Origin of the sequence: Streptomyces sp. NPDC048172 (genome assembly GCF_043202595.1) — a bacterium.
Taxonomy (GTDB): Bacteria; Actinomycetota; Actinomycetes; order Streptomycetales; family Streptomycetaceae; genus Streptomyces.
Map to the genome: position 1 here is coordinate 905,814 of NZ_JBIDAT010000002.1, position 22,047 is coordinate 927,860.

Annotated in this window: 21 protein-coding genes; 20 read left to right on the forward strand and 1 reads right to left on the reverse strand. The window is 72.9% G+C overall.

Annotation, left to right across the window (positions count from 1 at the left end; genetic code table 11):
- Positions 1-296 precede the first annotated feature (296 nt).
- From ACGF3A_RS12775 to ACGF3A_RS12865, 19 genes are all read left to right on the forward strand, one after another.
- Positions 297-1,652 (forward strand): NDP-hexose 2,3-dehydratase family protein, encoded by a 1,356-nt coding sequence (locus ACGF3A_RS12775; RefSeq protein ID WP_393728743.1) that lies wholly within the window; start codon positions 297-299, stop codon positions 1,650-1,652.
- The gene (locus tag ACGF3A_RS12780) at positions 1,649-2,746 is read left to right on the forward strand and encodes an NAD-dependent epimerase/dehydratase (RefSeq protein WP_393728745.1); all 1,098 of its coding nucleotides are present in this window, start codon (positions 1,649-1,651) and stop codon (positions 2,744-2,746) included. Before ACGF3A_RS12775 ends, ACGF3A_RS12780 begins: the two co-directional genes overlap by 4 nt.
- Before the next feature lie 9 nt (positions 2,747-2,755).
- Positions 2,756-3,493, forward strand: coding sequence for a class I SAM-dependent DNA methyltransferase (locus tag ACGF3A_RS12785; protein ID WP_393728747.1), 738 nt, complete (start codon positions 2,756-2,758; stop codon positions 3,491-3,493).
- Positions 3,490-4,599, forward strand: coding sequence for a DegT/DnrJ/EryC1/StrS family aminotransferase (locus ACGF3A_RS12790; RefSeq protein ID WP_393728749.1), 1,110 nt, complete (start codon positions 3,490-3,492; stop codon positions 4,597-4,599). The genes ACGF3A_RS12785 and ACGF3A_RS12790 overlap by 4 nt, the downstream gene beginning before the upstream one ends.
- Before the next feature lie 55 nt (positions 4,600-4,654).
- A complete protein-coding gene (locus ACGF3A_RS12795) occupies positions 4,655-5,263 on the forward strand; it encodes a dTDP-4-dehydrorhamnose 3,5-epimerase family protein (protein ID WP_393728751.1) in 609 nt (202 codons plus the stop codon).
- A gap of 14 nt (positions 5,264-5,277) precedes the next feature.
- Complete coding sequence (locus tag ACGF3A_RS12800) at positions 5,278-6,783, forward strand: FAD-dependent monooxygenase (RefSeq protein WP_393728753.1); 1,506 nt, start codon at positions 5,278-5,280, stop codon at positions 6,781-6,783.
- Between the two features lie 208 nt (positions 6,784-6,991).
- Complete coding sequence (locus ACGF3A_RS12805) at positions 6,992-7,321, forward strand: TcmI family type II polyketide cyclase (RefSeq protein WP_393728755.1); 330 nt, start codon at positions 6,992-6,994, stop codon at positions 7,319-7,321.
- 28 nt (positions 7,322-7,349) lie between these two features.
- Positions 7,350-8,618, forward strand: coding sequence for a beta-ketoacyl-[acyl-carrier-protein] synthase family protein (locus ACGF3A_RS12810; protein WP_393728757.1), 1,269 nt, complete (start codon positions 7,350-7,352; stop codon positions 8,616-8,618).
- Entirely contained in the window at positions 8,615-9,829 is a 1,215-nt protein-coding gene (locus ACGF3A_RS12815; RefSeq protein ID WP_393728759.1) for a ketosynthase chain-length factor, read from the forward strand. Before ACGF3A_RS12810 ends, ACGF3A_RS12815 begins: the two co-directional genes overlap by 4 nt.
- 43 nt (positions 9,830-9,872) lie before the next feature.
- Positions 9,873-10,673 carry an SDR family NAD(P)-dependent oxidoreductase gene (locus ACGF3A_RS12820; RefSeq protein ID WP_393728761.1) on the forward strand — a complete coding sequence of 267 codons (801 nt, stop codon included), beginning with the start codon at positions 9,873-9,875 and terminating at the stop codon, positions 10,671-10,673.
- A 36-nt stretch (positions 10,674-10,709) separates the two neighbouring features.
- Complete coding sequence (locus tag ACGF3A_RS12825; protein WP_393728763.1) at positions 10,710-11,639, forward strand: aromatase/cyclase; 930 nt, start codon at positions 10,710-10,712, stop codon at positions 11,637-11,639.
- Positions 11,640-11,643: 4 nt separating this feature from the next.
- Positions 11,644-13,131, forward strand: a complete 1,488-nt coding sequence (locus ACGF3A_RS12830; RefSeq protein WP_393728765.1) for an FAD-dependent monooxygenase — start codon at positions 11,644-11,646, stop codon at positions 13,129-13,131.
- A 31-nt stretch (positions 13,132-13,162) separates the two neighbouring features.
- Positions 13,163-14,050 (forward strand): glucose-1-phosphate thymidylyltransferase RfbA, encoded by an 888-nt coding sequence (gene rfbA / locus ACGF3A_RS12835; RefSeq protein WP_393728767.1) that lies wholly within the window; start codon positions 13,163-13,165, stop codon positions 14,048-14,050.
- Positions 14,047-15,051, forward strand: a complete 1,005-nt coding sequence (rfbB, locus tag ACGF3A_RS12840; protein ID WP_393728769.1) for a dTDP-glucose 4,6-dehydratase — start codon at positions 14,047-14,049, stop codon at positions 15,049-15,051. Before rfbA ends, rfbB begins: the two co-directional genes overlap by 4 nt.
- 58 nt (positions 15,052-15,109) lie before the next feature.
- Positions 15,110-16,264 (forward strand): nucleotide disphospho-sugar-binding domain-containing protein, encoded by a 1,155-nt coding sequence (locus tag ACGF3A_RS12845; protein ID WP_393728771.1) that lies wholly within the window; start codon positions 15,110-15,112, stop codon positions 16,262-16,264.
- A gap of 55 nt (positions 16,265-16,319) precedes the next feature.
- A complete protein-coding gene (locus ACGF3A_RS12850; protein ID WP_393728773.1) occupies positions 16,320-17,459 on the forward strand; it encodes a nucleotide disphospho-sugar-binding domain-containing protein in 1,140 nt (379 codons plus the stop codon).
- Between the two features lie 69 nt (positions 17,460-17,528).
- A complete protein-coding gene (locus ACGF3A_RS12855) occupies positions 17,529-17,804 on the forward strand; it encodes an acyl carrier protein (RefSeq protein ID WP_393728775.1) in 276 nt (91 codons plus the stop codon).
- Positions 17,801-18,832 carry a ketoacyl-ACP synthase III family protein gene (locus tag ACGF3A_RS12860; protein WP_393728777.1) on the forward strand — a complete coding sequence of 344 codons (1,032 nt, stop codon included), beginning with the start codon at positions 17,801-17,803 and terminating at the stop codon, positions 18,830-18,832. Before ACGF3A_RS12855 ends, ACGF3A_RS12860 begins: the two co-directional genes overlap by 4 nt.
- The gene (locus ACGF3A_RS12865; protein ID WP_393728779.1) at positions 18,829-19,839 is read left to right on the forward strand and encodes an acyltransferase domain-containing protein; all 1,011 of its coding nucleotides are present in this window, start codon (positions 18,829-18,831) and stop codon (positions 19,837-19,839) included. The genes ACGF3A_RS12860 and ACGF3A_RS12865 overlap by 4 nt, the downstream gene beginning before the upstream one ends.
- A 25-nt stretch (positions 19,840-19,864) precedes the next feature.
- On the opposite strand, the gene ACGF3A_RS12870 is transcribed toward ACGF3A_RS12865, so the two are convergent.
- The gene (locus ACGF3A_RS12870) at positions 19,865-20,656 is read right to left on the reverse strand and encodes a hypothetical protein (protein WP_393728781.1); all 792 of its coding nucleotides are present in this window, start codon (positions 20,654-20,656) and stop codon (positions 19,865-19,867) included.
- A gap of 341 nt (positions 20,657-20,997) precedes the next feature.
- On the opposite strand from ACGF3A_RS12870, the gene ACGF3A_RS12875 reads away from it, so the two are divergent.
- The gene (locus tag ACGF3A_RS12875) at positions 20,998-22,020 is read left to right on the forward strand and encodes a polyprenyl synthetase family protein (protein WP_393728783.1); all 1,023 of its coding nucleotides are present in this window, start codon (positions 20,998-21,000) and stop codon (positions 22,018-22,020) included.
- Positions 22,021-22,047: the final 27 nt, after the last annotated feature.

Here is a 22,047-nt window from a genome sequence, read left to right on the forward strand (position 1 = left end):
CTGTCCCGAAGCGGTCCGTAATTCTACCGGGGGACACGCTGAATCGCGGGTGGTTATCCGTCACGATTTTCCTGACGCCTTTTCCCGGGTCCCCGCATTATTTTCCGCTCACGGGTGACCATGACGAACGTCATGGTCACCCGTGAGCGGAAGTAATGGAATTCAGCTCCTTCCTGCGGTAATTGACATTGCCTCGACCGACGTGTCACGCTTTTCCGGCGGTCGAGGTGTGCCTGAATCCGCCCGGCCGATCGCGCCCCCTTATCGGGGGCTTTTTTCATGTGCGAGGTGTACGTATGGGAAATGCCTCCTCACGGCTTGCCGAATCCGTGCTCTCCCCCGGGCGCGTGGTCGCGGACCTGGCCGAGTTCCACCGTCGGCGCGAGGAGCTGCAGAGCCGTGTCTACGCACGCGCCGAGCGGGTCCCGCTCGGCGCTCTGGACGGCTGGGACAGCGATCCGGAGACCGGGGACATCCGGCATCACAGCGGAAAGTTCTTCGCCATCGAAGGGCTCTCCTTCCGCGCCTCCGACGGCCCGGTTCCGCGTTGGGACCAGCCGATCATCAATCAACCCGAGGTCGGGATCCTCGGCATCCTGGTCAAGGAATTCGACGGAGTGCTGCACCTGCTGATGCAGTTGAAGGCCGAGCCCGGAAACCGGGACGGCCTTCAGATCTCCCCCACCGTCCAGGCGACCCGGAGCAATTTCACGGGAGTTCACCGCGGCAAGGCGGTCCCGTACCTGGAGTACTTCACCTCCGCGTCGCCCCGGCAGACGCTCGCCGACGTGCGGCAGTCGGAACAGGGCGCCTGGTTCCTGCGGAAGCGCAACCGGAACATGGTCGTCGAGACCACCGACGACGTCGAACCGCTCGAAGGCTTCCACTGGCTGACGCTCGGTCAGGTCCACCGGCTGCTGGCCATGGACGACCTCGTCAACATGGACGCGCGCACGGTGCTCTCGTGCCTGCCCCTCGACGACCACGCGCCGGAGGGGCCGGGCCTGTACACCGACGCGGAGATCCTCGGCTGGATCACCGACGTCCGCTCCCGCGCGGACACCGGCGCCACGAGCGTGCCGCTGCGCGGGCTCACGGGCTGGCGGCGGGACGAGGAGCGGATCGCGCACGAGAGCGGCGCGTTCTTCGAGGTGATCGGCGTCCGGGTGGAGGCCGCCGGCCGGGAGGTCGGCCGGTGGAGCCAGCCGATGATCGCCGCCCCCGGCACCGGGCTGCTCGCGCTGCTCGTCGCCCGTATCGACGGCGTCCCGCACGCGCTGATGCATCTGCGGGTGGAGCCGGGCCTGGTCGACGTCGCGGAGCTGGCGCCGACCGTGCAGTGCCTGCCGCGGAACTACGCGCATCTGCCTGCCGCCGCCCGGCCGCGCTTCCTCGACACGGCGCTGTCGGCCGGCCCGGAAGCGGTGCTGTTCGACACCGTGCTCTCCGACGAGGGCGGGCGCTTCCACCATGTCGTCAACCGTCACCTCATCGTCGAGACGGATGCGTCAGACGTGGGGCTCCAGCACCCCGAACACCGCTGGATGACCGTCCATCAGCTCACCGGTCTGCTGCGGCACAGCCACTACCTGAACGTGCAGGCGCGCAGCCTGCTGGCGTGCCTGCGCACCACAAGGAGGCTCTCGACATGACGGGCGACACGGCCCGCGACACGGCCCGCGACACGGCCCGCGACCCGGTCGGCACCGCGCCCGCGGGGCCGGACCCGGAGCAGCTGCCACTCATCACCGTCCTCGGTGCCACGGGCTTCATCGGCTCCGCCGTCACGGCGGCGCTCGCACGGCGCCCCGTGCGGCTGCGGGCCGTGGCCCGCCGCCCCGCCACCGTCCCGCGGGACGCCCGGGCCCGGGTGGAGATCCGCACCGCCGACCTCACCGAGCGCCGGTCGCTCGCCGAGGCGGTCGAGGGCTCGGACGCGGTCTTCTGCCTGCTGCTGTGCGACGGCGGCTGGCGCGCGGCCGAGAACGACCCGGCCAGCGAGCGGGTGAACGTCGGCGTGATGCGCGACCTCGTCTCCGTACTGGGCACACGGAGCGGGGACGGGCAGCCGCCGCTGGTCTTCCACAGCGGCTCCGCCTCACAGATCGGCGTCCCGCCCGAACGCCCCATCGACGGCAGCGAACCCGACCGGCCCGAGACCGCCTACGACCGGCAGAAGCTCACCGCCGAGCAGGTGCTGAAGCAGGCCACAGCCGACGGCCTCGTGCGCGGCGTCAGCCTGCGCCTGCCCACCGTGTACGGCCGTTCCCCGGCCCCGGACGCGCACGACCGCGGCGTGGTCTCGGCCATGATCCGCAAGGCGCTCGCCGACGAGGAACTGACCATGTGGCACGACGGCACCGTCACCCGCGACCTGGTGCACGTCGACGACGTGGCCGCGGCGTTCCTGGCCGCGCTCGACAGGCCCGACGGGCTCGTCGGCGGCCACTGGCCGCTCGGCGCCGGGCGCGGGGACCGGCTCGGCGACGTCTTCCGCACCATCGCCGGGACCGTCGCGGAGCGGACCGGCAGCCCGCCGGTCCGCGTCGTCTCGGTTCCGCCGCCCGAGCACGCGCCGGTCACCGACTTCCGCGGCGTGACCATCGACTCCTCCGGATTCCGGTCGGCCACGGGCTGGACGCCCGTGGTGTCCGTCAGCGAGGGCATCGACCGCACGGTCGCCGCGCTGGCCCGCCCCGCCGACACCGTCGCCGACGCCGCAACCGTCGCCGAGAAGAAAGGCTGAATCAGCCAGATGTACGGAGAAGAGTTCTCCACGATCTACGACGCCGTGTACTCGCTGCGCGGCAAGGACTATCCGGCAGAGGCCGCCTTCCTCACGGAGACGGTCCGCTCGCGCGCCCCGGGAGCCGCCTCGCTGCTCGACGTCGGCTGCGGCACGGGGTCCCATCTCGTGCACTTCGCCGAGGACTTCGGTCACGTCGAGGGGCTCGACTACGTCGAGGACATGCTCACCGTCGCCAAGGGCCGCCTCCCCGACGTGCCCCTGCACCACGGGGACATGCGCTCCTTCGACCTCGGCCGCCGCTTCGACGCCCTGGTCTGCCTCTTCGGCACCGTCGGACACGCCTGGACCCACGGCGAGCTGCGGGACACGTTCGCGTGCTTCGCCCGTCACCTGGAGCCCGGCGGCGTCGTGGCCGTCGATCCGTGGTGGTTCACCGAGCGGTTCATCGACGGCTACGTGTCCGCCGACGTGATCAGCCCCGACGGCACCTCCATCGCGCGCGTCTCGCACACCCGCCGCGACGGCGACGTCTCGCGGATGGAGGTGCACTACGTCGTCGCGAACGCCGCCGACGGCGCCCGGCACTTCCAGGAGAGCTACACCCACCGGCTGTTCTCGCGCGCCGAGTACGAACAGGCGCTGCGCGAGGCCGGGTTCGACTTCGACTACATCGACGGCGTGCAGAGCGGCCGCGGCCTCTTCGTCGCCACCCACGCCCCGACGTCCAGGAAGGAGCAGGCATGACCACCCGGGTCTGGGACTACCTGCCGGAGTACGAGAAGGAGCGCGAGGAGATCCTCGCCGCCGTCGACTCCGTCTTCAGCTCCGGCCAGCTCGTGCTCGGCAAGAGCGTGCGCGGCTTCGAGGAGGAGTTCGCCGCCTACCACGGCGCCGCGCACTGCGTGGGGGTCGACAACGGCACCAACGCCGTCAAGCTGGGCCTCCAGGCTCTCGGCGTCGGCCCCGGCGACGAGGTCGTCACCGTCTCCAACACCGCGGCGCCGACCGTGGTGGCCATCGACTCGACCGGCGCGACCCCCGTCTTCGTCGATGTGCGCGAGGACGACTTCCTGATGGACACCGACCAAGTGGCCGCCGCGATCACGGACCGTACGAAGTGCCTGCTGCCCGTGCACCTGTACGGGCAGTGCGTGGACATGGCGCCGCTGCGCGCGCTCGCCGAGCGGCACGGGCTGGCCGTCCTGGAGGACTGCGCCCAGGCGCACGGGGCCCGCCACCACGGCGCGCTCGCCGGGACGATGGGCGACGCCGCCGCGTTCTCCTTCTACCCGACCAAGGTGCTCGGGGCCTACGGGGACGGCGGTGCCGTCGTCACCTCGCGCGACGAGGTCGAGGCGAAGCTGCGCCGCCTGCGCTACTACGGCATGGAGAAGCAGTACTTCACCGTCGAGACCCCCGCGCACAACAGCCGCCTCGACGAGGTGCACGCCGAGATCCTGCGCCGCAAGCTCACCCGGCTCGACGCGTACGTCGAGGGCCGCGAACGGGTCGCCGCGCGCTACGAGGAGGGGCTGGGCGACACCGGGCTGGTACTGCCGCGGGCGAATGAGGGCAACACCCACGTCCACTACGTCTACGTGGTCCGGCACCCCCGGCGCGACGAGGTCATCGAGGCGCTGAAGGCGTACGACATCCACCTCAACATCAGCTACCCGTGGCCGGTCCACACCATGACCGGCTTCGCCGGGCTGGGCTGGTCCGAGGGTTCCCTGCCGGTCACCGAGCGGCTCGCGGGCGAGATCTTCTCGCTGCCGATGTACCCCTCGCTGTCGGAGGACGACCAGGACAAGGTGATCAGCGCCGTGCGCGAGGTGCTCGCGGCGCTGTGAGCAGCCGCCGTCCGGAGTTCCGCACACCGAGTCACGGAGACCACGGAGAGAGACCATGGACGCACGCAAGCTCGCCGTAGACGGCGCGCTGGAGTTCACACCCAAGGTGTTCGACGACGACCGGGGACGGTTCATCTCCCCGTTCCAGGAACCCGCGTTCAGCGCGGCCACCGGCCACACGCTCTTCCGCGTGGCCCAGACCAACCACAGCGAGTCCCGGCGCGGAGTGGTGCGCGGCATCCACTACACCGCGACCCCGCCGGGCACCGCGAAGTACGTCTACTGCGCGCGGGGGCAGGCGCTCGACATCGTCGTCGACATCCGTGTCGGCTCCCCGACCTTCGGCCAGTGGGACGCGGTGCTGATGGATCAGCGCGACTTCCGCACCATGTACTTCCCCGTCGGCGTCGGCCACGCGTTCGTCGCGCTCACCGACAACACCGTGATGTCGTACATGCTCTCCAGCAGCTACGTGCCGGAGAACGAACTCGCCCTCTCGGCCCTCGACCCCGCACTGGGCCTCCCCGTTCCGGACGACATCGAGCCCGTGCTGTCCGAACGGGACAGCGTCGCGGAGACCCTCGCCGAGGCCGAGGCCCGCGGCGCCCTCCCCGACTACGGGCGGTGCCAGGAGATCGAGGCCGAGATATGCCGCCGGCCGTGAAGGGGGGTACGGACATGGACACCGACGTGATCGTGGTGGGCGCGGGGCCCACCGGACTGATGCTCGCCGGGGAGCTGCGGCTCGCGGGCGCCCGGGTCGTGGTCGTGGAGCGGCTGGCCGAACCCAGCGGGCAGTCCCGGGGACTGGGCTTCACCGCCCGCACCATGGAGGTCTTCGACCAGCGCGGACTGCTCGGTGCGTTCGGCGAGATCGCGACGTCCTCCGCGGGCCACTTCGGCGGACTGCCGGTGGACTTCAGCGTCCTCGACGGCATCCACTTCAGCGCCAACGGCATCCCGCAGTGGCGCACCGAGGCCGTGCTCACCGAGTGGGCGGAGCGGCTCGGCGCCGACATCCGGCGCGGCCGGGAGCTGACCGCGCTGAGCGAGAGCGGCGACCTCGTCGAAGCGGACGTCCAGGGCCCCGACGGGCCCGAGCGGTTGCGCGCCGCCTACCTGGTGGGCTGCGACGGCGGCCGGAGCACCGTGCGGGGGCTGGCGGGCTTCGGCTTCCCCGGCAGCGAGCCGACGCTGGAGATGTTCCTCGCCGACGTCGAGGGATGCGGCCTCCCGGCCCGCCCGATCGGCGAGCGGGTCCCCGGCGGCATGGCGATGAACGCGCCGCTCGGTGACGGCGTGGACCGGATCATCGTGTGCGAGCGCGGAACGGCCCCGGCCCCACGCACCGGGCCGCCCGCCTTCTCCGAGGTGGCCGCCGCCTGGCAGCGGCTCACGGGGGAGGACATCAGCGGCGGCACCGCGCTGTGGGCGAGCGCCTTCACCGACTCGGCACGCCAGGCCGACACGTACCGCAGGGGCCGGGTCCTGCTGGCCGGGGACGCCGCGCACATCCACCTCCCGGCTGGCGGCCAGGGCCTCAACGTGGGCGTCCAGGACGCGGTCAACCTCGGCTGGAAGCTGGGGGCCGTGGTGCGCGGCGACGCGCCGGACGCGCCGGGCGCGCCGGACGCGCCGGGCGCGCCGGGCGCGCTGCTCGACACGTACCACGACGAACGGCACCCCGTGGGCGCCCGCGTCCTGATGAACACCCAGGCCCAGGGCCTGCTCTACCTGAGCGGCACCGAGGTGGAGCCGCTGCGCGCGGTGATGTCCGAGCTGATGGCCTTCGACGACGTGAACCGGCACCTCGTCGGCATGGTCAGCGGCCTGGAGATCCGCTACGCGGCGGAGGGCGACCACCCGCTGCTCGGGCGGCGCATGCCGCCGCGCGACCTGATTCAGGAGAACGAGAAGACGAGCGTCACGGAGCTTTTGCATTCCGGGCGGGGCGTGCTGCTCGATCTGGCGGCCAGCCCTGAGGTCCGGGCCGTTGCCGAGGGCTGGGCCGGGCGGGTCGACGTCGTCACCGCCGCGGCGCATGTCGCCGGGGACGACGATCCTGTGGCCTCCGCGGATGCCGTGCTTGTACGGCCCGACGGCTATGTCGCCTGGGTCTCTCCGGGTTGCGGGGACCTGCGGGGTGCGCTCAGCCGTTGGTTCGGGCCCCCGGCGCCCGCGTAGCGGGGCAGGGGGAGCCCCTTTCCGTGCGTTGCCGGGTGCGGCTTTCGCCGTGGCCGGTCGCGCAGTTCCCCGCGCCCCTGAAGCGGCCCCTCCGGGGCCTGCTTCGGGGCGCTTGTCGCGCCCGCGCGGCGGAGTCGCATATCGGCACAGGCCCGCGCCCCTGACGGGGCGCCCACCCACACGTCGCTACAGGAATGGACGCACGCACATGCACAGCACCTTGATCGTGGCCAGGATCCACCCCGAGGCCGAGGGGGACATCGCTCGGATCTTCGGGGAGTTCGACGACACGGAGATGCCGCACCGCATGGGCACGCTGCGGCGGCAGCTCTTCAGCTACCAGGGGCTCTACTTCCATCTCCAGGACTTCGCCGACGACGGCGGTGGCCGGCACATCGAGGAGGCCCGTTCGCACCCCCTCTTCCAGAAGGTCAGTGCCGACCTCCGGCCGTTCGTCGACCCGTACGACCCCGAGACCTGGCGGTCGCCCGCCGACGCGATGGCCACGCGGTTCTACCGCTGGAGCCCGTCTTCGTGATGCCGAGCCCGAACCGGAGGAGTTGACGGTGGAACGACGCGTAGCGATCACCGGAATCGGAGTGATGGCGCCGGGCGGTACCGGCACCAAGAACTTCTGGAACATGCTCAGCGAGGGGCGCACGGCCACACGGGGCATCACGTTCTTCGACCCGTCGCCGTACCGCTCGCGGATCGCCGCCGAGATCGACTTCGAGCCCGAGGCGCACGGCCTCACCCCGCAGGAGATCCGCCGCATGGACCGCGCCGCGCAGCTCGCGGTCGTCGCGGCGCGGGAGGCGGTGGCCGACAGCGGCATCGAGCCGGGCGAGCTGGACCCGGTCCGTACCGGCGTGACCGTGGGCAGCGCGGTCGGCGCCTCGATGAGCCTGGAGGAGGAGTACCGCGTCGCCAGCGACGACGGCCGACTGGAGCTGACCAGCCACGAGTACGCGGCACGTCATCTCTACCGGCACTTCGTGCCCAGTTCGTTCGCGGCCGAGGTGGCCTGGGCGGTCGGCGCGGAGGGGCCCGCCACGGTGATCTCGACCGGCTGCACCTCCGGGCTCGACTCGGTGGGGCACGCGGCCGAGCTGATCCGGGAGGGCTCGGCCGACATCATGATCGCGGGCGGCACCGACGCGCCCATCTCACCGATCACCGTGGCCTGCTTCGACGCGATCAAGGCCACGTCGCCGCGGAACGACGATCCGGGCCACGCCTCGCGGCCGTTCGACGGGACCCGCAACGGCTTCGTGCTGGCCGAGGGGTGCGCGGTGTTCGTCCTGGAGGACCTGGAGCGGGCGCGGCGGCGGGACGCGACCGTCCACGCCGAGGTCGCGGGCTTCGCCTCGCGCTGCAACGCGTACCACATGACCGGGCTGCGGGCCGACGGCAAGGAGCTGTCCGAGGCGATCCGGGCGGCGCTGGACGAGGCCAGGATCGACGGCACGGACATCGACTACATCAACGCGCACGGCTCCGGCACCAAGCAGAACGACCGGCACGAGACCGCCGCGTTCAAGGCCAGCCTCGGCGACCACGCATACCGCACGCCCGTCAGCTCCATCAAGTCGATGGTCGGCCACTCGCTGGGCGGCATCGGGGCGCTGGAGATCGCGGCCTGCGCGCTGTCGATCCGGGACGACGTGGTGCCGCCGACCGCCAACCTGTCCACGCCGGACCCCGAGTGCGACCTGGACTACGTGCCGAACACGGCCCGCGAGTGGCGCACCGACGCGGTGCTCAGCGTGGGCAGCGGCTTCGGCGGCTTCCAGAGCGCCATGGTGCTGACCGGGCCGGAGAGGAGCGCGGCGTGAGCGCGACCGTGGTGGTCACGGGGGCCGGGGTCACGGCGCCGAACGGGCTCGGCGTACGGGACTACTGGGCGGCGACCCGGGCGGGGCGGGGCGGCATCCGCAGGCTCACCCGCTTCGATCCGTCGGGGTACCCGGCCAAGCTCGCGGGGGAGGTGACCGGCTTCACCGCGAAGGAGCACCTCCCGGGCAGGCTGCTGCCGCAGACCGACCACATGACGCGCCTCGCGCTCGTCGCCGCCGACTGGGCGCTGGCCGACGCGGGCGCCAGCCCCGCCGAACTGCCCGAGTACGGCACGGGCGTGGTCACCGCCAGCTCGGCGGGCGGCTACGAGTTCGGCGAGCGGGAGCTGCGCAACCTGTGGAGCAAGGGCGGCGACCATGTCAGCGCCTACCAGTCCTTCGCCTGGTTCTACGCCGTGAACACCGGCCAGATCTCCATCCGCAACGGCACCCGGGGCCCCAGCGGCGCCCTGGTCAGCGACCAGGCGGGCGGGCTCGACGCGGTGGCGCAGGCCAGGCGGCGGGTCCGCAAGGGCGTCCCGCTGATGCTCTCGGGCGGCGTCGACTCCTCGCTGTGCTCCTGGGGCTGGGTGGCGCACCTGGCGCAGGAACGGCTCAGCCTCAGCGAGGACGCCGACCGCGCCTACCTGCCCTTCGACCCCGCGGCGGGCGGCCATGTGCCCGGTGAGGGCGGGGCGCTGCTCGTCCTGGAGGAGGAGGCCGCAGCGCGGGAGCGCGGCGCGCGGGCGTACGGCGAGATCGCCGGGTACGGGGCGACGTTCGACCCCCGGCCGGGCAGCGGGCGCGAGCCCGGACTGCGGCGGGCCGTGGAACTGGCGCTGGAGGACGCGGAGCTGACGCCCTCGGACATCGGCGTCGTCTTCGCGGACGCGGCGGCCGTGCCCGAGCTGGACCGGGTGGAGGCCGACGCGCTCACCGCCGTCTTCGGCCCGTGCGGGGTGCCCGTCACCGCGCCCAAGACGATGACGGGGCGGCTCGGCGCGGGCGCCGGCTCGCTGGACGTGATCACGGCGCTGCTCGCGCTGCGGGACGGGGTGATCCCGCCGACCACGAACGTGGCACCGGCCGCGGAGTACGCGCTGGACCTGGTGACCGAGGAGCGGCCGGTGCCGTCGGCGCGCGCGGCGCTGGTCGTGGCGCGCGGATTCGGCGGCTTCAACTCCGCGATGGCCGTACGGGCCGCGGGATGAGGCCGCGCATGCAGGAACCGAGGAATGTGGGGAGCAGGACGACATGACCGCTCAGACGCAGCAGCGGGCACAGCGGACCGCGATCGTCACGGGGGCCACCAGCGGCATCGGCCTGGCCGTGGCCAGGGCCCTGGGAGCCGGGGGCGCCCACCGGGTGTTCCTGTGCGCCCGTGACCCGGAGAACGTGGCCGCGACGGTGAAGCAGCTCACGGGCGAGGGCCTCGACGTCGACGGCACGACGTGCGACGTGCGCAGGCCCGAGGACGTACGGGCCTTCGTGAGCGCGGCCGTCGACCGCTACGGGACGGTCGACGTGCTGGTGAACAACGCGGGCCGCAGCGGCGGCGGCGTCACCGCCGACATCGCCGACGAGCTGTGGTTCGACGTGATGGACACGAACCTCAACAGCGTCTTCCTGATGACGCGGGAGGTGCTCAACACCGGCGGCATGCGGCACAAGGAGCGCGGCCGCATCATCAACATCGCCTCCACGGCGGGGAAGCAGGGCGTCGTGATGGGCGCCCCGTACTCCGCCTCCAAGCACGGCGTCGTCGGCTTCACCAAGGCGCTCGGCAACGAGCTGGCCAGCAGCGGCATCACCGTGAACGCGGTCTGCCCCGGCTACGTGGAGACGCCGATGGCGCAGCGCGTACGCCAGGGCTACGCCAACGCCTGGGAGCTCTCCGAGGACGACGTGCTGGAGCGCTTCCAGGCCAAGATCCCGCTGGGCCGCTACTCGATGCCGCACGAGGTCGCCGGGCTGGTCGGCTACCTCGTCACGGACACCGCCGCCTCGGTCACCTCGCAGGCGCTCAACGTCTGCGGGGGCCTCGGCAATTTCTGACACCGGACAGACGGACACCGGACGGAGGACAGCAACGTGACCCGTGAAGTGGAACACCAGATCTCCGTGGACGCCCCGGCCGCCGAGGTCTACCGGCTGATCGCCGAGGTCGAGAACTGGCCCAGGATCTTCCCGCCGACCGTGCACGTCGAGTGCGACGAGCGCACGGCGGACGAGGAACGCATCCGCATCTGGGCGACCGCGCGCGGTGAGGCCAAGAGCTGGACCTCGCGCCGTCGGCTCGACCCGGACGGCCTGCGCATCGACTTCCGGCAGGAGGTCTCCACACCGCCCGTGGCGGCGATGGGCGGCGCCTGGGTCGTCGAACCCACGGCGGACGGCTGCCTGGTGCGGCTGCTGCACGACTACCGCGCGGTGGACGACGACCCCGCGCAGCTGGAGTGGCTCGACGGCGCCGTCGACCGCAACAGCCGCGCCGAGCTGGACGCGCTCAAGCGGAACGTCGAGGCCGTCGCGGGGGAGGGCGAGCGGCTGCTCTCCTTCGAGGACAGCGTCCGCGTCCGCGGCGAGGCCAAGGACGTCTTCGCCTTCCTCGACGAGGCCGGGCTGTGGGAGGAGCGGCTGCCGCACGTGGCCCGCGTCGCGCTGCGCGAGGACAGCCCCGGCCTCCAGGAGCTGGAGATGGACACCCGCGCGAAGGACGGCTCGACGCACACCACCAAGTCGGTGCGGGTGTGCTTCCCGCACCACCGGATCGTCTACAAGCAGACGACACTGCCGCCCCTGATGACGCTGCACACCGGCTGCTGGACCCTGGAGGACCACGGCAACGGCATCACCACGGTCACCTCGCAGCACACCGTGGTGCTCGACCCCGCCAACATCCCCCGCGTCCTGGGCACCGGCGTGACGACCGAGGAGGCCGGGGTCTTCGTGCACAACGCGCTCAGCACCAACAGCCGCACCACGCTGGAGCACGCCAAGCGGTACGCGGAAGGGCGCTGAGCCGATGCGACGGACCACGGACACCGAGGTGCTGGTGGTCGGTGCCGGGCCCGTCGGGCTGATGCTCGCGGGCGAACTGCGGCTGGGCGGCGCCCGGGTGACGGTCATCGACAGGCTCCCGGCCCCCGGCACCGAGTCCCGGGCCTCCACCCTGCACTCGCGGACCATGGAGATCCTCCAACTGCGCGGGCTGCTCGCCGAGTTCGGCACCCCTCCGCAGGTGCCCCGGGGCCACTTCGGAGGGCTCCCGCTCGACCTGGACGGCACCGCCACCGACTGGCCGGGCCAGTGGAAGGTGCCGCAGACCCGGACGGAGGAGCTGCTGGGCGGCTGGGCCGTCCGGCTCGGCGCCGACCTCCGCCGGGGTCACGAGCTGCGGGAGCTGGAGGAGGACGCCGGCGGAGTGACCGTCCGCGTCGCGGCGCCCGGCGGGGAGCGGCGCATGAGCGCGGCGTACGTCGTCGGATGCGACGGCGAGGAGAGCACCGTCCGTGAGCTGGCGGGCATCCCGTTCCCCGGCACGGACGCGGCGCGCGAGCTGCTGCGGGCCGACGTCCGGGGCATCGACATCGCCGCCCGCCGCTTCGAACGGCACCCGCGCGGCCTGGCCGTCGCCGGAGACCTCGGCGGGGGCGTGACGCGCGTGATGGTGCACGAGTTCGGCCGCGCCCCGGTTGAGCGCACCGGCGCCGTCCCCTTCGCGGAGCTGGCCGGTGCCTGGTCCCGGGTGACGGGCGAGGACATCGGCGGCGGCACCCCGCTGTGGGTGGGCGCCTTCGGGGACGCCCGCCGCCTCGCCGCCCGCTACCGGCAGGGCCGCGTCCTGCTGGCGGGGGACGCGGCGCACCAGCAGCTCCCGGTGGGCGGCCAGGCGCTCAACCTGGGTCTCCAGGACGCCGTCAACCTCGGCTGGAAGCTCGCCTCGGCCGTGCGGGGCCGCGCGGGCGAAGAGCTGCTGGAGAGTTACCACACCGAGCGGCACGCGGTCGGCGCGCGGGTGCAGAGCAGCGTCGGGGCGCAGGCCCGGGTGCTGCTCGGCGGGCCCGAGGTCGAGGGGCTGCGCACCGTCCTCGGGGAGCTCCTCGGCCTGGACGAGGTCCGGCGCCATCTGGCCGCCTCGGTGAGCGGCCTGGACATCCGCTACCCGGCCCCGCCGGGCGCCCACCCGCTGGTCGGCACCTGGCTGCCCCGGCTGCCGCACGAGGAGCTGGCGGCCCCGCTGCGCGCGGGCCGTGGCGCCGTGATCGACCTGTCCGACGACCCCGGCTCCGGCTCCGGCCCCGGCTCCGGCTCCGGACGCCGGGCCGCGCTGCGCGAGGCGGCGGCGGGCTGGGCGGACCGGGTCGCGGTCGCGTCCGCGCCGCCGCCGGCGGACCTTCCCGCCGGTGCCGACAGCGCGCTCGTCCGCCCGGACGGCCATGTCGCCTGGGCCGGGACCGGTACGGCGGCGCTGCGGGACGCGCTGCGGGGCTGGTTCGGCGCCGCGCGCTGAGACGACCTTGAGCACATCTGGAGGTTCACCCATGAAAGGGATCATTCTGGCCGGGGGGAGCGGCACCCGGCTGCGCCCCCTGACGGGCACGGTCTCGAAGCAGCTCCTGCCCGTCTACGACAAACCCATGATCTATTACCCGCTGTCGGTGCTCATGCTGGCGGGCGTCAAGGAGATCCTCGTCATCTCCTCCACGCACCACCTGGAGATGTTCCGCAGCACGCTCGGCGACGGCTCCCGGCTGGGCGTCAGCCTCTCCTACGCCGAGCAGGAAGAGCCCAACGGCATCGCCGAAGCGCTCCTGATCGGCGCCGACTTCATCGGGGACGAGCAGGTCGCGCTCATCCTGGGCGACAACATCTTCCACGGCCCCGGCTTCTCCGCGATCCTCCACGAGAGCATCCGGCAGCTCGACGGCTGCGCCCTGTTCGGCTACCCCGTCAAGGATCCGCAGCGGTACGGCGTGGGGGAGACCGACGCGGAGGGGCGGCTGCTCTCGATCGAGGAGAAGCCGGCCGTCCCGCGCTCCAACCTCGCCGTCACCGGCCTCTACCTCTACGACAGCGACGTCGTGAACATCGCCAAGAACATCACCCCGTCGGCGCGCGGCGAGCTGGAGATCACCGACGTCAACAACGCGTACGTCGCCCAGGGCCGGGCCCGGCTGACCGCCCTCGGCCGGGGCTTCGCCTGGCTCGACATGGGCACCCACGACGCGCTCCTCCAGGCCGGGCAGTACGTCCAGCTCCTCTCGCACCGTCAGGGGGAACGCATCGCCTGCGTCGAGGAGATCGCCCTGCACATGGGCTTCATCAGCGCCGAGGAGTGCCACCGGCTGGGCCGCGAGATGGCCAGCACGAGCTACGGGCGCTATCTGATGGATCTCGCCGCGCGGAGCGCCGCGGTGGTGCCCGCATGATCCCCGGCGGACCGCGCGTCCTGGTGACCGGCGGCGCGGGGTTCATCGGCTCGCACTTCGTACGGGAACTGCTCGCCGGCGCCTACCCGGGCCTCGACGGCGCGCGCGTGGTGGTGCTGGACAAGCTCACGTACGCGGGCAACATGGCCAACCTCGCGCCGGTCGCGGGCGATCCGCGCCTGACGTTCGTGCGCGGCGACATCTGCGACGCCAAGCTCGCCACCGAGCTCATGCGGGGCACGGACCTGGTCGTGCACTTCGCCGCCGAGTCCCATGTGGACCGTTCGATCGAGGACGCGCACCACTTCGCGCGCACCAACGTGCTCGGCACCCAGACCATGCTGCGTACCGCGCTGGCGGCGGACGTCCGGCGGTTCGTGCACGTCTCCACGGACGAGGTGTACGGCTCGATCGACGAGGGCTCCTGGCCGGAGTACCACCCGCTGGAGCCCAACTCGCCCTACGCGGCCTCCAAGGCGGCCTCCGACCTGATGGCCCTGGCCTTCCACCGGACCCACGGCCTGGAGGTCTGTGTCACCCGCTGCTCGAACAACTACGGCCCGTACCAGTACCCGGAGAAGCTCCTCCCGCTGTTCGTGACGAACCTGGCCGACGGCCTTCCGCTGCCGCTCTACGGGGACGGCGGCAACGTCCGCGAGTGGCTGCACGTGGACGACCACTGCCGGGGCGTCGCGCTCGTCGCGCAGAAGGGCCGGGCCGGGGAGATCTACAACATCGGCGGCGGCACGGAGCTGACCAACCGCGAGCTGACCGAGCGGGTGCTGGGGCTGTGCGGCGCCGACTGGTCGGCCGTCCGTCCCGTCGCCGACCGCAAGGGGCACGACCGCCGCTACTCGGTCGACATCGGCAAGATCAGCGACGAGCTGGGCTACACGGCCCACGTCTCGTTCGAGGAGGGGCTGGAGCGCACCGTGCGCTGGTACCAGACCCACCGCGACTGGTGGGGGCCGCTGAAGGCGCGGGACCGCCAGGCCGCCTGACCGCCGGACCAAAGCGTCCAGACGTCCACACGTCGCACGTCCAGAGAGAGGAAGACCTGTGCGGTACCTGTTCACCACGATGCCCGGCGGCTCCCACCTGTTCCCCATGGTCCCGCTGATCCGCGCCGCGCGGCTCGCCGGGCACGACGTGCTCGTCGCCACCAGCGGCGGCGCGGCGCGGCTCGGCGTCACCGCCGGGCTGCCCGTCGTCGACGTCGCGCCCGGCCGGGGCACCGACGTGCTGATGGACAAGCTGACGACCGACACCCTCCAGCCGGACCTGCCCGACGAGCAGCTCATGGAGCTGATGGGCGTCGCCATGCGGGAGATCGGTGACCGGATGGCCGACGGGATCGTGGAGACCGCCCGCGCCTGGGGGGCCGAGGCGCTGGTGTACGAGCCGGGGCTCGCCACCGGGCTGATCGCGGCCCGCGCACTGGGCATCCCGGCCGCCGTGCACGGCGTGGGTCTGCGGCACCCCACCTACTGGGGCATGTACTACCTGGGCGGCATCGCGGAGCGGCTGGGACTCGACGAACCCCCCCTGCACCCCGACGCCGAGGTCACCTACAGCCCCGCCTCGCTGGAGGCGCTCAACGACGCCCCCGGCGAGGACGAGAGCGTCGTCGACGTGCTCCCCATGCGGCTGCGGCCGTACAACGGCGCCTCCGTCATCCCGCCCTGGGCGCTGACGCCCGGCGCGCGCCCCCGCGTCGTCGCCACCATGGGCTCGGCGCCCGCGACGGGCGGCGAGGGCTATCTGCTGACGGACATCGTGCGCGGCACCGAGCGGCTGGACGTCGAACTGGTGGTGACGGCGGGCAAGTCGGAGCTGTCGGCGCTGCCGGACCCGCTGCCCGCCCATGTGCGCCTGGTCGACTGGCTGCCGCTCAGCGAGCTGCTGCCGACCTGCGACGCGGTCGTCCACCACGGCGGCATGGGCACGATGTACACCGCCTACGCCACCGGCGTCCCGCAGATCACCGTCCCGCCGAGCGGCGGATCGCCCGCCGCGCACGAGGTCACCGAGCGGCGCGGGGCCGGGGTGACGCTCCTCCCGCGCGACGTGACACCGGACAGCGTGGCCAAGGCCGTCCGCGAGGTCCTCGCGGCGCCGGGCTACCGGGCGGCGAGCCGGGAGGTCGCCGCGGAGATGGCCGCCATGCCCGAGCCGTCCGCGGTGGTCGCGCGCCTGACCGAGCTCTTCGGCTGACGGCCCGCCCCTTCCCCCGAGCGTCCAGCGGAAGCGTCCCGCAGAAAGGAATCCTGTGCGGTATCTGTTCACCACCACGCCCGGTTTCTCCCATGTCACCCCGCTCGTCCCCCTCGCGCACGCCGCCCAACTCGCCGGACACCAGGTGCTGTTCGCGGTCTCCGGACCGGCGCTGCGGGCCGTCACGGAGGCGGGCCTGCCCGCCGTCGAGGCCGCGCCGGGCCAGGACGTGACCCGGCCGTACATCACGCTCGCCACCACGGCGGTGGAGCGGGAGATGTCCGTCGAGGAGACGATGGACCGCGTCTTCGCGGCCTTCGGGGAGATCGGCGACATGCTCCTCGACGGGGTCGAGGACACCGCCCGTACGTGGGGCGCCGACGCGGTGCTCCACCCCCCGATGCTGCCGGCCGGGCTCGTCGCGGCGCGGAACACCGGCGTCCCGGCGGTGGTCCACGGCCTCGGCCTGCGCCACCCCTCGTTCCCGCTGCGCGGCAGGGCCGCGGCCGTGCACGAGGGCTCCGCGCACCCGGACGCCGAGATCAGCCTCGGCCCCGACTCGCTGGAGCGGGTCAGCCCGACGGCCCCGCGGGGCGAGAGCCCGTACCCGGTGCTGACCATGCGTCCCTCCTCGTACAACGGGGGCGGTGAGCTGCCCTCCTGGGCGCTGCGGCGGGGCGAGCGGCGGCGCATCGTCGTCACCCTCGGCTCGGTCGCGGCCCACAGCGGGCAGGCCGAGCTGCTGTCCGCTCTCGTGCGGGGCACGGCGGAGCTGGGCGTCGAGGTCGTGCTGACCTCCGGCGGCGCGGACCTGAGCGCGCTGATCGGCGAACCCCCGCCGCACGTACGGGCCGTGGACTGGATCCCGCTGAGCGCCCTGCTGCCGACGTGCGACGGCGTCGTGCACCACGGCGGCATGGGCACCATGTTCGCCGCTCTCGGAGCCGGGGTGCCCCAGGTGATCGTGCCGACCACGAAGGGCGACGCGCTGTCGAACGCGCGGGTGCTGACCGAGCGCGGCGCGGGCCTCGAACTGGCCCCGGCCGACGTGGCGGTGGACAGCGTGGCCAAGACGGTCGGCGCGCTGCTCGACACCCCCGCGCCGCGCGCCGCGAGCCAGGAGGTCGCGGCCGAGATGGCCGCCATGCCCTCGCCCGCGGCCACCGTCGCGAGCCTGGCCGCGCTGCTGAGCTGACCGCACGGACCGAAGCCACCGCACGGACCGAAGCCACCGTACGAACCGAAGGAACCGAAGGAGATCACCATGAGCGAGCTGCGTCTGGCGGAACTGACCACCATCATGCGCGAGTGCCTCGGCGAGGAGGAGGACACCGCGCTGGAGGGCGACATAGCCGACGTCGACTTCGGCGACCTGGGCTTCGACTCGCTGGCCGTGCTGGAGACGGTCAGCCGTGTCGAGCGGGAGCTGAAGATCAAGGTGCCGGAGGAGGAGCTGGCGCAGGCCCAGACCCCCGCCGCGTTCCTCAAGGTCGTCAACGCGTATCTGAACGCCGCGGCCCCGGAGGCGAACGCGAGGTGATCACCTCCGGCATCCATCTGGCGGGGGTCGGCACCCGGATCGCACCGGCCATGACGACGGAGGACGCCGTCGAGGCCGGGCTGTGCGATCCGGAGCTCGCCGCGTCCACCAAGATGCGCTCGGTCGCCGTCTCCGAGGGGGAGACGGCGACCGGGATGGCCGTGGACGCGGCGCGCCTCGCCCTGCGCCGTGCCGGGACCGTCCCGGCCGACGTCGACCTGCTGCTGCACGCACACGCCTACTACCAGGGGCACGAGATCTGGGCGCCCGCCTCGTACGTCCAGCGGGCGGCGCTGGGCAACAACTGCCCGGCGTACGCCGTCCACCAGGCGTCCAACGGCGGCCTGGGCGCGCTCGGGCTGGCCGCCGCCTACCTGCGCGCCGACCCGGGCACCTCGGCCGCGCTCGTCACCACCGGGGACCGGTGGTGTCCGCCGGGGTTCGACCGCTGGCGGAGCGATCCGGGCACCGTGTACGGCGACGGCGGGACCGCGCTGGTGCTCTCGCGGCACGGTGGCTTCGCACGGCTCCGCAGCCTGGTCACCGTCTCGGAACCGGAGCTGGAGGGGATGCACCGCGGCGACGACGCCTTCGGAGCCGTCCCGTTCAGCAGCCGTTCCGTCGTCGACCTGGACACGTGCAAGCGGGACTTCCTCGCGCGTACGAGCGTCTCCTTCACGATCTCGCGGGTCAGCGCGTGCCAGCAGACGGTGATCAAGCAGGCGCTGAGCCAGGCGGACGCCGGGATCGACGACATCGCCTGGTTCGCGCTGCCGCACATGGGCCACCGGCGGCTCGCCACGGGCTACTTCAGCAAGTTCGGCATCGCGCCGGAGCGCACCACCTGGCCCTGGAGCCGGTACGTCGGACACCTCGGCGCCGGAGACCCGATCGCCGGGCTCGACCACCTGCTCACCAGCGGCGCGCTCGCCGCCGGCGACCTGTGCCTGCTGGCGAGCGTGGGTGCCGGGTTCACGTGGTCCTGCGCGGTGGTGGAGATCCTCGACGTACCGGAGGAGAGGTCATGAACGTATCCGCATCCGCATCCGCATCCGCGTCCCCGCCGGTCGCGCTGCTGCTGCCGGGGCAGGGCTCGCAGTACGACCGGATGGCCGTGGGGCTCCACGCGGCGGAACCGGTCTTCGCCGCCGCGCTGGAGAGCGTCTTCGAGGCCATGGGCGAGGAGGGCGCGCGGGTGCGCGCCGACTGGCTCGCCGAACGTCCGCTCGTGCCGCTCGACCACGCCACCCGCTCGCAGCCGCTGCTCTTCGCCGTCGACTACGCGCTGGGGCGGCTCGTGGAGAGCTGGGGCGTCCGGCCCGCGGCGCTGCTCGGGCACAGCGTCGGCGAGACCGTCGCGGCCACCCTCGGCGGCGTCTTCCGCATGGAGGACGCCGCCCGGCTGATCGTCGAGCGCACCCGCGTCCTCGTCACGGCGCCGCCCGGCGGGATGCTCGCGGTGGCGGCGCCGGAGCGCGAGCTGACGGACGTACTGACCGGCGACGTCGTGGTCGGCGCCGTCAACGCGCCCCGCCAGACGATCCTCGCGGGCCCCGAGGAGGCGCTGCGGAAGGCGGCGGAGGTGCTGCGCGAACGCCACCTCGTCTGCCAGACCGTGCCCTCGCACAGCGCTTTCCACAGCCCGCTGATGGCCCCGGCCGCGCTGGCGACCGAGCCGCTGTTCGCCCCGGTGCGCACCGGCACGCCCACGGTGCCCGTCTACTCCGCGTACACGACGGCGCCGCTGACCCCGGAACAGATCACCGACCCGGCGTTCTGGGCCCGCCAGCCCGCCGAGCCGGTGCTGTTCTGGGGGGCGCTGCGACGGCTGCTCGACGACGGCGACTTCACGCTCCTGGAGGCCGGCCCCGGGCAGGGCCTCACCCGGGTCGCGCGGCGGCACCCCGCCGTCCGCGCCGGGCGCTCCACGGTGCGGCCCCTGCTGCCCGCGGGCCCCGGGCCCGGAGACCGGGACGTGGCGGCCGTGCGGGCGGCGGCCGACGAACTGGTGGCCCTCGGGCACCGGCTCGGCTAGGGCTCAACCAGGGCCCAACCAGGGCTCAGCCAGCGGTCCGCCGCGACTCCGGCCCGGTCGTCCGCCCGGTGGCCGCCAGGATCTCGTCGGGGTCGTACTGCGCGCGGTGCGGGCTGCCGTACCGGGTGATCTTGCCCCGGCTCGCCCACTTGCGCACGGTCGCCTCCGAGACCCCGGCCGCCACGGCGGCGAGCTGGGTGGGCAGCGTGCGGCGGCGGTGCGGCAGCCGCAGCCACTCGTGCGGCTCCCAGACGTGGCCCGCCGCGCAGCGCACCCGGCCCGGTGCGCCCCGGGACGCGACAGCCGTCAGCGGGCTGCCGCAGCCGGGCCGCCCGCAGGGCCCCAGTTCGGCCGGGGCCGCGGCCTCCGGCTGGATGGCCTGCCGTACGGCTCCCGTCACCTGGGCGACCTCCTCGGCGAAGTCGCCCGCCGCCGGGTGCTCGGCCAGCCATTCCAGGTGGACCAGCAGGAACGCCGCGAGCGCGGTCACTTCGAGCCGGTCGGGCCGGTCCCGGTGCTCGGCCCGGTGCGGGCCGTCGGTGCCGCGCTCGCTCAGCACCAAGTCGCTCCATGACGCGAGGACGGAGAGGACGGCGGAACGCGCCCGCAGGCGCGGCTCGCTGACGGGGGCCGCGGAGCCCCGGCTGCCGCTCACCCTCTCCAGCGGGGCGAAGTCACGGGCGAGGCCGGGGGCGCACTCCTCGTACAGCTCGGGAAGTCCGGACAGCTCCCGCCGCAGCCGGTCCCGGCACGGGCGGCACAGACTCTTTCCCCCGGCAGCTCGGCATGACGGAGACGCGCAGTGCGTGCTGTGCATTCGTCCTCCTCATTTCGGGCCGACGGCCTCAGCCTCACCGATGCCGGAGGAGGCGCATAGAAAAGCGCGGAAGTATTCACGATGTGCGGAAGTATTCACGATGTGCGGAACTAGGAATGGCATTCGGCAACTCGCGTGAATCGCGGGAAAGTTGGCGGAGGCGTGAATTCCGCGCCCGTGACGTGGTGGAATCCCGTTTTCCGATCGGGCGGCACGGAAAAGTCCTTCCTCCGTGGCCCCGTACGACTCTCGAAGACCTGTTGCCACAAGGGGCGATGTACGTACCCTGGCGCAGGCATCAGTCCCGTTCGCACTGTCCGTCGGACACTCAGGGGGAATGTGTGAGCCCAGCAGGAAGTCCGCGTCAGCCTCCTATCGCCGATCAGGAACTGGCCACCGATATCAAGGCGGAACTGGTCGACATCGAAGAGATCATCCGCGAGTCGATCAAGAGTGAAATGCCGCTGCTGCACGAGGCGTCCCAGCATTTGATGGACGCGGGAGGCAAGCGTCACCGTCCGATGCTGACCTTGCTGGCCGCGCGGTTCGGGGACCCGACCGGGCCCTCCGTCCTGTCCACCGCCGCCGCCTGCGAGCTGGTGCACGCCGCGGCGCTCTGCCACGACGACGTGCTGGACGGCGCCACGCTGCGGCGCGGCCGTCCCAGCGTCAACGCGCGCTGGAACGACGCGGTGGCCATGCTCACCGGGGACTTCCTCTTCGCCCGGGCCTTCCTGCTGCTGGCCCGTCTCCCGGTGCTGGAGGCCCGGCTGGAGGTGAACACCTTCGTGCGGCTGGTCACCGGCCAGATCCGCGAGATGACCGGCCCCGCCGAGGGCGAGGACCCCGCCGTCTACTACGCCACGATGGTCTCCGAGAAGACCGCCTCGCTGCTGTGCGCGTGCCTCCGGCTCGGCGCGCTGACCTCGGGCGCCGAACCGGAGGCCGTACAGGCGCTGGAGCGCTACGGGGAGGCGTTCGGCCTCGCCTTCCAGATCTCGGACGACCTGCTCGACCTCTTCGGCGAGGAGGAGAAGTCCGGCAAGCGGCCGGGGACCGACCTCGTCCAGGGCGCTCCCACCCTGCCGCTCCTGTACGCGCTGAACAGCCCCGGCGAGGACAGCGACCGGCTCCGGGAGCTGCTGGGCACCACCGAGCCCGGCGGACGCAGAACCGCGCTCGGCGAAGCGGAGTGCGCCGAGGCGATCGAACTGCTGCGGCACCACTCCGCCGTCGCGCGGACCCGCGAGCGGCTGGACGCGTACGTCGAGGAGGCCAGGGCCGCCCTCGCCCCGCTCCCGGACGGACCGGCCAAGGACACCCTCGACCTGCTGTGCGCGGGCGTCGCCCACCGCGCGAGCTGACCCGACGAGCAGCCCACCTCTTCGTGG

Coding starts and splice junctions, on each gene's coding strand:
- ACGF3A_RS12775 (WP_393728743.1), top strand. CDS start 297: ATGGGAAATGCCTCCTCACGGCTTGCCGAATCCGTGCTCTCCCCCGGG.
- ACGF3A_RS12780 (WP_393728745.1), top strand. CDS start 1,649: ATGACGGGCGACACGGCCCGCGACACGGCCCGCGACACGGCCCGCGAC.
- ACGF3A_RS12785 (WP_393728747.1), top strand. CDS start 2,756: ATGTACGGAGAAGAGTTCTCCACGATCTACGACGCCGTGTACTCGCTG.
- ACGF3A_RS12790 (WP_393728749.1), top strand. CDS start 3,490: ATGACCACCCGGGTCTGGGACTACCTGCCGGAGTACGAGAAGGAGCGC.
- ACGF3A_RS12795 (WP_393728751.1), top strand. CDS start 4,655: ATGGACGCACGCAAGCTCGCCGTAGACGGCGCGCTGGAGTTCACACCC.
- ACGF3A_RS12800 (WP_393728753.1), top strand. CDS start 5,278: ATGGACACCGACGTGATCGTGGTGGGCGCGGGGCCCACCGGACTGATG.
- ACGF3A_RS12805 (WP_393728755.1), top strand. CDS start 6,992: ATGCACAGCACCTTGATCGTGGCCAGGATCCACCCCGAGGCCGAGGGG.
- ACGF3A_RS12820 (WP_393728761.1), top strand. CDS start 9,873: ATGACCGCTCAGACGCAGCAGCGGGCACAGCGGACCGCGATCGTCACG.
- ACGF3A_RS12830 (WP_393728765.1), top strand. CDS start 11,644: ATGCGACGGACCACGGACACCGAGGTGCTGGTGGTCGGTGCCGGGCCC.
- rfbA (WP_393728767.1), top strand. CDS start 13,163: ATGAAAGGGATCATTCTGGCCGGGGGGAGCGGCACCCGGCTGCGCCCC.
- rfbB (WP_393728769.1), top strand. CDS start 14,047: ATGATCCCCGGCGGACCGCGCGTCCTGGTGACCGGCGGCGCGGGGTTC.
- ACGF3A_RS12855 (WP_393728775.1), top strand. CDS start 17,529: ATGAGCGAGCTGCGTCTGGCGGAACTGACCACCATCATGCGCGAGTGC.
- ACGF3A_RS12865 (WP_393728779.1), top strand. CDS start 18,829: ATGAACGTATCCGCATCCGCATCCGCATCCGCGTCCCCGCCGGTCGCG.
- ACGF3A_RS12870 (WP_393728781.1), bottom strand. CDS start 20,656: ATGCACAGCACGCACTGCGCGTCTCCGTCATGCCGAGCTGCCGGGGGA.